Source organism: Mesorhizobium sp. M5C.F.Ca.IN.020.32.2.1 (assembly GCF_004023105.1).
GTDB classification, from domain to species: domain Bacteria; phylum Pseudomonadota; class Alphaproteobacteria; order Rhizobiales; family Rhizobiaceae; genus Mesorhizobium; species Mesorhizobium wenxiniae.
Genome location: NZ_RZSX01000248.1, coordinates 1 through 7,484 on the forward strand (window position 1 = coordinate 1; position 7,484 = coordinate 7,484).

11 protein-coding genes are annotated in these 7,484 nt (G+C 61.7%); 2 read left to right on the forward strand and 9 right to left on the reverse strand.

What is annotated here, in order from left to right; translation table 11 throughout:
• Nucleotides 1–432, reverse strand: a 432-nt coding sequence (locus EOA86_RS14535) for an ATPase domain-containing protein (protein WP_281035662.1), incomplete at its 3' end; no start/stop codon positions are given.
• Between the two features lie 274 nt (nucleotides 433–706).
• Here EOA86_RS14535 and EOA86_RS14540 point away from each other — a divergent pair.
• Entirely contained in the window at nucleotides 707–1,648 is a 942-nt protein-coding gene (locus tag EOA86_RS14540; protein WP_128342257.1) for a carbohydrate kinase family protein, read from the forward strand.
• Nucleotides 1,649–1,664: 16 nt separating this feature from the next.
• Here the strand turns inward: EOA86_RS14540 and EOA86_RS14545 are convergent, their stop codons facing one another.
• The gene (locus EOA86_RS14545; protein ID WP_029353596.1) at nucleotides 1,665–1,988 is read right to left on the reverse strand and encodes a TfoX/Sxy family protein; all 324 of its coding nucleotides are present in this window, start codon (nucleotides 1,986–1,988) and stop codon (nucleotides 1,665–1,667) included.
• A 93-nt stretch (nucleotides 1,989–2,081) separates the two neighbouring features.
• Between EOA86_RS14545 and EOA86_RS14550 the strand changes: the two genes are divergently transcribed.
• Complete coding sequence (locus EOA86_RS14550; protein WP_029353593.1) at nucleotides 2,082–2,579, forward strand: GFA family protein; 498 nt, start codon at nucleotides 2,082–2,084, stop codon at nucleotides 2,577–2,579.
• Nucleotides 2,580–2,588: 9 nt separating this feature from the next.
• Here EOA86_RS14550 and sufA read toward each other — a convergent pair whose 3' ends face one another.
• The 7 genes from sufA to EOA86_RS14585 all read right to left on the reverse strand — a co-directional run.
• Nucleotides 2,589–2,969 (reverse strand): Fe-S cluster assembly scaffold SufA, encoded by a 381-nt coding sequence (gene sufA / locus EOA86_RS14555; RefSeq protein WP_029353590.1) that lies wholly within the window; start codon nucleotides 2,967–2,969, stop codon nucleotides 2,589–2,591.
• A gap of 110 nt (nucleotides 2,970–3,079) precedes the next feature.
• Nucleotides 3,080–3,472: an SUF system Fe-S cluster assembly protein gene (locus EOA86_RS14560; RefSeq protein WP_127212323.1), complete on the reverse strand. Its 393-nt coding sequence runs from the start codon at nucleotides 3,470–3,472 to the stop codon at nucleotides 3,080–3,082.
• 5 nt (nucleotides 3,473–3,477) lie between these two features.
• A complete protein-coding gene (locus tag EOA86_RS14565) occupies nucleotides 3,478–4,719 on the reverse strand; it encodes a cysteine desulfurase (RefSeq protein ID WP_128342259.1) in 1,242 nt (413 codons plus the stop codon).
• A gap of 93 nt (nucleotides 4,720–4,812) precedes the next feature.
• Nucleotides 4,813–6,081 carry a Fe-S cluster assembly protein SufD gene (sufD, locus tag EOA86_RS14570; RefSeq protein ID WP_065008288.1) on the reverse strand — a complete coding sequence of 423 codons (1,269 nt, stop codon included), beginning with the start codon at nucleotides 6,079–6,081 and terminating at the stop codon, nucleotides 4,813–4,815.
• 40 nt (nucleotides 6,082–6,121) lie between these two features.
• Complete coding sequence (sufC, locus tag EOA86_RS14575; protein WP_029353585.1) at nucleotides 6,122–6,877, reverse strand: Fe-S cluster assembly ATPase SufC; 756 nt, start codon at nucleotides 6,875–6,877, stop codon at nucleotides 6,122–6,124.
• Nucleotides 6,877–7,158: a hypothetical protein gene (locus EOA86_RS14580; RefSeq protein ID WP_128342261.1), complete on the reverse strand. Its 282-nt coding sequence runs from the start codon at nucleotides 7,156–7,158 to the stop codon at nucleotides 6,877–6,879. The genes sufC and EOA86_RS14580 overlap by 1 nt, the downstream gene beginning before the upstream one ends.
• A 4-nt stretch (nucleotides 7,159–7,162) precedes the next feature.
• Nucleotides 7,163–7,484 (reverse strand): SufD family Fe-S cluster assembly protein (locus EOA86_RS14585; protein WP_206630023.1); only part of this gene is annotated, 322 nt, incomplete at its 5' end.

Sequence of the window (7,484 nt, forward strand, 5' to 3'; positions counted from 1 at the left end):
CACCAGCGTGTCGCAGATCTCCAGCGCCTGTTCGCCGGTATCGGGCTGCGAGATCAGCAGATTTTCGAGGTCGACGCCGAGCTTGCGCGCATAGACCGGATCGAGTGCGTGCTCGGCATCGACAAAGGCGCAGATGCCGCCCTTCTTCTGGGCTTCGGCCACCGTGTGCAGCGCCAGCGTCGTCTTGCCCGAGCTTTCCGGCCCATAGATCTCGACGATGCGGCCGCGCGGCAGGCCGCCGACGCCAAGCGCGATGTCGAGGCCAAGCGAACCAGTCGGCACCGTTTCGATCTCGACGACCTGCTCGTTTGCGCCGAGCCGCATGATCGAGCCCTTGCCGAAGGCACGCTCGATTTGCGACAGCGCCGCATCCAGAGCCTTTGATTTATCCACTGCTTTGTCCTCTACAAGCCGCAAAGAATTCTGAGCCATGATACATCACCCCTTGGTCGTCAATGAAGGCCGGACAATCCGTAATCCTTATTAATTTGTACCTTTTTTGTTCTCGTCTGGCAAGGGGAGACAAATGTTTGAAAAACAAACAATATCCGGATTTGTTCTTTTTTTGTTTCGTGTTTTCACTCCAGGATGCATCCCGCTTCCCCCGCAGGATCGTGCTGGCATCTTTCGAATCGCGCCTCCGGTTGCCGGGTTCCGCCGGACACCCTAGTCTTTGCCCGGCAACAGCAAAGGTCTCCTCCCAGGCATGATGAAGTCGCCGACAATCCTGGCCGTAGGCGGCGCCTATATAGATCGGCGCGGCCAGGTTTCGGGCGCCTTTGTGCCGGCGGCGTCGAATCCCGGCACGATGCGCGAGGCTGTCGGCGGCGCCGTCTTCAATGCTCTGCGCGGCGCAGTGCGGCGCGGCGTCTCCGGCTCGCTGCTTTCGGTGCGCGGCGGCGATGTTCTGGCCGACACGGTCTCGCGCGCCATCGCTGCGGCCGGCATTGCCGATCTATCCGTGGTGTTCCTCGATCGCACGACGCCGAGCAACACGACGATAATCGACGGCGACGGCGCGCTGATCGTCGGCCTTTCCGACATGGCACTCTACGACCTGGCGCTTCCCAAGCAGATCCGCCGTGCCAAGGTGCGTGAGGCGATCAGCACCGCCGATGCGGTCCTGTGCGACGCCAACCTGCCGTCGACGGCGCTGGAGCGGCTGGTGGCGCTTGCCGCCGGCAAGCCGGTCTTCGCCCTCGCCGTCTCACCAGACAAGGCGGTGCGGTTCGCGCCGGTGCTTGGCAGCCTGGCGATGGTCTTCATGGACCAGCGCGAGGCAATCGCACTCGCCGATGTCGGTATCGACACGGCGGAGCGTGATATCGTCGACCGCCTGAGGCGCGCCGGCCTCAAATATGGCGTGGTGAGGTCGGATGACGGTCCGGTGCTGGGTTTCGACGAGGCCGGCGCCTTCTCGATCCCGCCGCCAAGAAAAGTCACTGGCGTCGCCGCGGATGCGCTGGCGGGCGCAACGGTCGCCGCCCTGCTGCGCGGCCTGACGCTGCGCGCGGCGCTGCGTGACGGCGTTGCCGCGGCAATGCTTGCGATCGAAAGTGCCGAACTTGTGCCGGTCTTTACGGCGGCAGACTTTGCCGACGCGCTGGCCCTTGTGCCCGAGCCGCAGAAAATTGGCATGAGGGGATGACCAGTGGAGAGGCGGCCTATTTGCCGGCACGCAGCCCCGCCTCATAGGCCCGGCGCGCCCAGACCGCCATCTCGTCCGGATCGTCGAAGGCGCTGTCGGGAATGCTCCAATACGGCATGGACACGAGCTTGCCGTGCCGCGAGCCGGTGTAGGTCCATTGCCGGCAGCCGGCCGCTTCGAATTCGGGCGCGCTTTCCGAGTCGGCCTTCAGCATCAATTCGCCACGGATGACGATGGCGACGATGACGCCGTCGAAGTAGATGCCCTTGCCGCCGAACATCTTGCGAATGCTGACCGGGCCGAGGCCTTCGAAAAGTTCGGCAATGCGTTCATTGTCCATGCCGCGATCATGTCACCCGGATTTCCCCTTGTCATCGCCGCAACCAAAACCATGCTGACAAGTTGAGAGCCAAATTCTTCGGAGTCCCTCATCATGCCGCTTCTGCTCAAAGGGTCCTGCCGGTGCGATGCCGTCCGCTTCGAGGTGGAAAGCCACACGCCGGTGCCGTTCATGCTTTGTTATTGCTCGATCTGCCGCAAGCAGCAGGGCGGCGGCGGCTTTGCCATCAATCTCGGTGCCGATTTCGATACGCTGAAAATCAAGGGCAAGCGCAACCTTGGCGTCTATCAAGCCGAGATCGAGGACGACGAGCATCCACAATGCGAGATCTCGTCAGGCGAGCGGAATTTCTGCAGGAAATGCGGATCGGCACTCTGGCTCTACGATCCGACGTGGCCGGAGCTGGTCCACCCATTTGCATCGGCGATCGACACAGACCTGCCGAAACCGCCTGAAAAGGTGCACCTCATGCTGAAATACAAGGCGAACTGGGTCGAGCCCGACATCGGCGAGGACGACAGGGCCTACGATGTCTATCCGGAAGAATCGATCGCCGGATGGCACAAACGAACGGGAATGTGGGTGGACTGAGGAGCCCGATCAGGCCGAAGCGCGCGCCTCGGCCAGTGCCTTCAGATCGGCCGGTTTCAACTCGACCGATTCGCCGCAGCCGCAGGCAGAACTCTGGTTCGGGTTGCGGAAGGTGAAGCCGGTGCGCAGCGTCGTCTGCTCGAAATCCATCTCGGTGCCGAACAGGAAAAGTGCGGCCTCGGGGGCGACGTAAACATGGGCGCCGTCGCGCTCGATATGGTCGTCCTTGGTGTTAGGCTCGGTCACCAGGTCGACCGTATATTCCATGCCGGCGCAGCCGCCCTTCTTGATGCCAAGGCGAATGCCGTACGCATTCTCACGGGTCGCAACGATCTCGCGAACCCGGTCGGCGGCCTTTTCGGTCATCGTGATGACGGCAAAGCGTCCCATCTTTTCTTTCTCCATTGCGCGCAGGTTAAAGGCCTGCCGAATGATTCCTCACCTAAAATGGTGAAATTCTCTGCCTGGCGCAAGTGCACCAATCTTTGTCATATCCGGTGCTAGTACCAACCCACCGCGACCTGTGCCTCTTCCGACATGCGGTCGGGTGACCAGGGCGGATCGAAGGTCATGGTGACCTCGACGCCTGAAACGCCCTCCACGGCGCCGACGGCATTTTCCACCCAGCCCGGCATTTCGCCGGCCACCGGACAGCCAGGCGCGGTCAGCGTCATGTCGATCTTGACCGAGCGGTCGTCCTCGATGTCGATCTTGTAGATCAGGCCAAGCTCGTAGATGTCGGCCGGGATTTCCGGGTCGTAGACCGTCTTCAGCGCCGAGACGATGTCGTCTGTCAGCCGCGCCAGTTCGTCGGCGGGAATGGCCGAGGCGGAAACCAGACCGTTGGCAGTCGTTTCCGAAGTGGTCTCAGCGGTCCGGCCTGCATCATCCATCATCGTCACCCGAAGAATTTTCGCGCTTTTTCGAGCGCATCGGCCAAAGCGTCGACTTCGGCCCTGGTATTATACATGCCGAACGATGCCCTGCATGTGGAAGTTACGCCGAAGCGTTTCAACAGCGGCTGGGCGCAATGCGTGCCGGCGCGGACAGCAATACCCTGCCGATCGATCACCATCGATACGTCATGCGCATGAATACCCTGCAACTCGAAGGAGATGATGGCGCCCTTATCGGGCGCGTCGCCGAAGATGCGCAGCGAATTGATGGCGCGTAGCCGCTGATGCGCATAGTCCTTCAAATCCGCCTCATGGGCGGCGATGCGCTCGCGGCCGATCTTTTCCATGTATTCCAGCGCAGCGCCCAGCCCGATCGCCTGCACGATCGGCGGCGTGCCAGCCTCGAAACGGTGCGGCGGATCGTTGTAGGTGACGATGTCTTGCGTCACCTCCTCGATCATTTCGCCGCCGCCCATGAACGGGCGCATGCGCTCCAGCATGTCCTTCTTGCCATAGAGCACGCCGATGCCCGAGGGACCGTAGACCTTGTGGCCGGTGAAGACGAAGAAATCGCAATCGAGATCCTGGACGTCGATCGGCATATGCACGGCGCTCTGGCTGCCGTCGACCAGCACCGGAATGCCGCGTGCGTGCGCGATGCGGACGATCTCCTTGATCGGCGTCACCGTGCCCAGTGCATTCGACATGTGCGTGATGGCGACCAGTTTTGTGCGATCAGTCAGCCGCTTCTCGAACTCCTCGATGTGGAAGACGCCGAGATCGTCGACCGGCACCCAGACCAGGTTGGCGCCCTGCCGCTCGCGGATGAAATGCCACGGCACGATATTGGAATGGTGCTCCATGATCGAAAGCACGATCTCGTCGCCCTCGCCGATATTCGGCATGCCGAAGCCGTAGGCGACGGTGTTGATCGCCGCGGTGGTGTTCGAGGTGAAGACGATGTTGTCGGTGCTCGGCGCGTTGAGAAACCTCTGCACTATCTTCCGCGCGTTCTCATACGCGTCGGTCGCGGCATTCGACAGGAAATGCAGCCCGCGATGGACATTGGCGTATTCCTGGGAATAGGCGTGCTGGATAGCGTCGAGCACGACCTGCGGCTTCTGCGCCGAGGCGCCATTGTCGAGATAGACCAGGGGCTTACCGTAAACTTGCCGAGACAGGATCGGAAAGTCGCGGCGGATCGCCTCGACGTCGTAGGGGATGTTTTCGACTTTCTGGTCCATCACAACTTCATCGCCTCATTCCGTCCAACACCCTCGTCCGTCTCGGCGCTACGCGCCGATCCACCTTCTCCCGCAAGGGGAGAAGGGAAGGCGCTAGCCGTGCGCCACGAACCAGCCGTCGAGCCTTGCTTCCAGCGCCTCGACAATCGCCTCGTCGTCCAGCTCCTCAATTACCTCGGCAACGAAAGCCTTGACCAGAAGGCCGCGCGCGGTCTTCTCGTCGATGCCGCGGGCCATCAGGTAGAACAGGTGGCTATGGTCGATCTCGGTGACGGTCGCGCCATGGCCGCAGACGACATCGTCGGCGAAGATTTCGAGCTCAGGCTTGGTCGAGAACTCGCCGTCATCCGACAGAAGCAGCGTGTTGCAGGCCATCTTGGCGTTGGTCTTCTGCGCATATTGGTGGACGTTGATGCGCCCCTGGAAGATGCCGCGCGCCTTGCCGGTAACCACATTGCGGATTACTTCCGTCGAAGCCGTGTGCGGCACGGCATGGTCGAGCACCATGGTCACGTCCGTATGAGTGTCACCGGCAAGCAGGTTGATGCCGCGCAGCGTGAAATCGGCGCCTTCGCCTGTCGTCTTGACCACGATCTCCTGGCGCACCAGCTTGCCGCCGGCATTCATCACGAACAGCGTCAGCTTCGCATTCTTGCCGAGATGCGCCTTGAACTGGGCAAGATGCGTGGCCGTATCCGGCTGCTCCTGCACGATCAGCCACGTCACGTCGGCGCCCTCGTCAAGCAGAAGCTGGCTGACCGAGCTGACGAGTGCGGCGCCCTCGCCCGCCTGGCGCTCGACGATAACAGCCTTGGCGCCGGCGCCGACGCGGACGCCCAAGCGCACATGCGTCTGGCCGCCGGCCTGCAGGTTCTGCAGTTCGATCGGCTTGTCCAGTTCGGTGCCGTCGGAGATGTCGACAAAATAGCCGTCTGCAACGAAAGCGGTGTTCAGGGCGCCGATTGCATCGTCGGTGCCATACGGATCGAGCCCAGGTGCTGCGCTGCCGTCGGTCAGCTTCTCCGACAGGCGCTGCACCGCAACGCCATCAACCGTCGGCAGCTTCGTGCTCGAGACGCCGTTCAGGACTGGCAGAACGGCAGAGCCTTCAACGATCGGTGCGATCGCCTTGGCGGCAGCCGCGGGATCGAAGTCCGGCACCGAAGCCAGCAGGCGACGCAGGTCGGTGTAGTGCCAGGATTCGATGCGCCGCGTCGGCAGGCCGCTCTTGATCGCCTCGATGGCGTCGTCGCGCTTCAGCATCACCGTGCCGTCGCCGGGCAGCAGCGAGAGCCGGTCGCTGAAGGCGTCGATCAGCGCCGTTTCGGCTGGCGTTCGCTGGGGTGTCGTATGTATATTCATCAGTTTCGCCTTGCCTAGCTTTGTCTCGCCTTCTGGCATCTCACGCGGCTTGGCCGATCACGCCGGCATAGCCATTGGCCTCGAGATCGAGCGCCAGCGACTTGTCGCCCGATTTGATCACCTGGCCCCTGTAGAGCACGTGCACAGTATCCGGCTCGATGTGTTGGAGCAGGCGCTGGTAGTGGGTGATGATGACGATGGCGCGGTCGGGCGAGCGCAGCGCGTTGACGCCGTCCGAGACGATCTTCAGCGCATCGATATCGAGGCCTGAATCGGTCTCGTCGAGCACGCAGAGTTTTGGCTCCAGGAGCTTCATCTGCAAGATCTCGGCGCGCTTCTTCTCGCCGCCGGAAAAGCCGACATTGAGCGGCCGCTTCAGCATCGCCATGTCCATGTTGAGCGAGGCGGCGGCGTCCTTCACGCGCTTCAGGAATTCGGGGATCTTCAGCGGCTCCTCGCCGCGCGCCTTGCGCTGCTCGTTCATCGCCACCTTCAGGAATTCCATCGTCGCCACGCCCGGTATCTCCATCGGATACTGGAAGGCGAGAAAGATGCCTGATGTGGCGCGCTCGGCCGGATCCATTTCGAGGATCGACTGGCCGTTGTAGAGGATGTCGCCTTCGGTGACCTCGTAATCCTCGCGCCCGGCGAGGATGTAGGACAGCGTCGACTTTCCCGAGCCGTTCGGGCCCATGATCGCGGCGACCTCGCCGGCCTTAACCGTCAGGTTCAGGCCGCGGATAATCTCGGTGCCGTCGTCGACAATGCGGGCATGCAGGTTCTTGATCTCAAGCATCATTTTCTACTTTCGTGTTCTTGTTGTTTCTCGACGCTCGGTCCTTGACCGGATCTCCCTAAAAGCGCGCCCGCAAGATCGCCTGTAACGAACATCCAGCCAAAAAACCCAACCGCGCCTAGGCCCGCGATCGAACCACCAATATTCTTTACCGAACTCAAGCCAAACATTGCGCCTATCAGAACCACCACGGCACCTCCAATAGCGAGGGTCAACGAGCGCATCAGAACGACTATCAAGCTCTCGATACGCTCGAAGAATTTCCAAGAGCGCCGTTCCATCTAATCAACCCACGCTGCCTTCCAGCGAGATCCCAATCAGCTTCTGCGCCTCGACGGCGAACTCCATCGGCAGCTGCTGGATGACGTCCTTGACGAAGCCGTTGACGATCAGCGCGATCGCCTCTTCTTCCGGGATGCCGCGCTGCATGACGTAGAATTTCTGGTCTTCGGAAATTTTCGACGTCGTCGCCTCATGCTCGAACTTCGCCGTCGCGTTCTTGGCTTCCATGTAGGGCACGGTGTGCGCGCCGCACTGGTCGCCGATCAGCAGCGAGTCACAGTTGGTGAAGTTGCGGGCGTTGGTCGCCTTGCGGTGCGCCGAAACC

Coding starts and splice junctions, on each gene's coding strand:
- EOA86_RS14540 (WP_128342257.1), top strand. CDS start 707: ATGATGAAGTCGCCGACAATCCTGGCCGTAGGCGGCGCCTATATAGAT.
- EOA86_RS14545 (WP_029353596.1), bottom strand. CDS start 1,988: ATGGACAATGAACGCATTGCCGAACTTTTCGAAGGCCTCGGCCCGGTC.
- EOA86_RS14550 (WP_029353593.1), top strand. CDS start 2,082: ATGCCGCTTCTGCTCAAAGGGTCCTGCCGGTGCGATGCCGTCCGCTTC.
- sufA (WP_029353590.1), bottom strand. CDS start 2,969: ATGGGACGCTTTGCCGTCATCACGATGACCGAAAAGGCCGCCGACCGG.
- EOA86_RS14560 (WP_127212323.1), bottom strand. CDS start 3,472: ATGGATGATGCAGGCCGGACCGCTGAGACCACTTCGGAAACGACTGCC.
- EOA86_RS14565 (WP_128342259.1), bottom strand. CDS start 4,719: ATGGACCAGAAAGTCGAAAACATCCCCTACGACGTCGAGGCGATCCGC.
- sufD (WP_065008288.1), bottom strand. CDS start 6,081: ATGAATATACATACGACACCCCAGCGAACGCCAGCCGAAACGGCGCTG.
- sufC (WP_029353585.1), bottom strand. CDS start 6,877: ATGCTTGAGATCAAGAACCTGCATGCCCGCATTGTCGACGACGGCACC.
- EOA86_RS14580 (WP_128342261.1), bottom strand. CDS start 7,158: ATGGAACGGCGCTCTTGGAAATTCTTCGAGCGTATCGAGAGCTTGATA.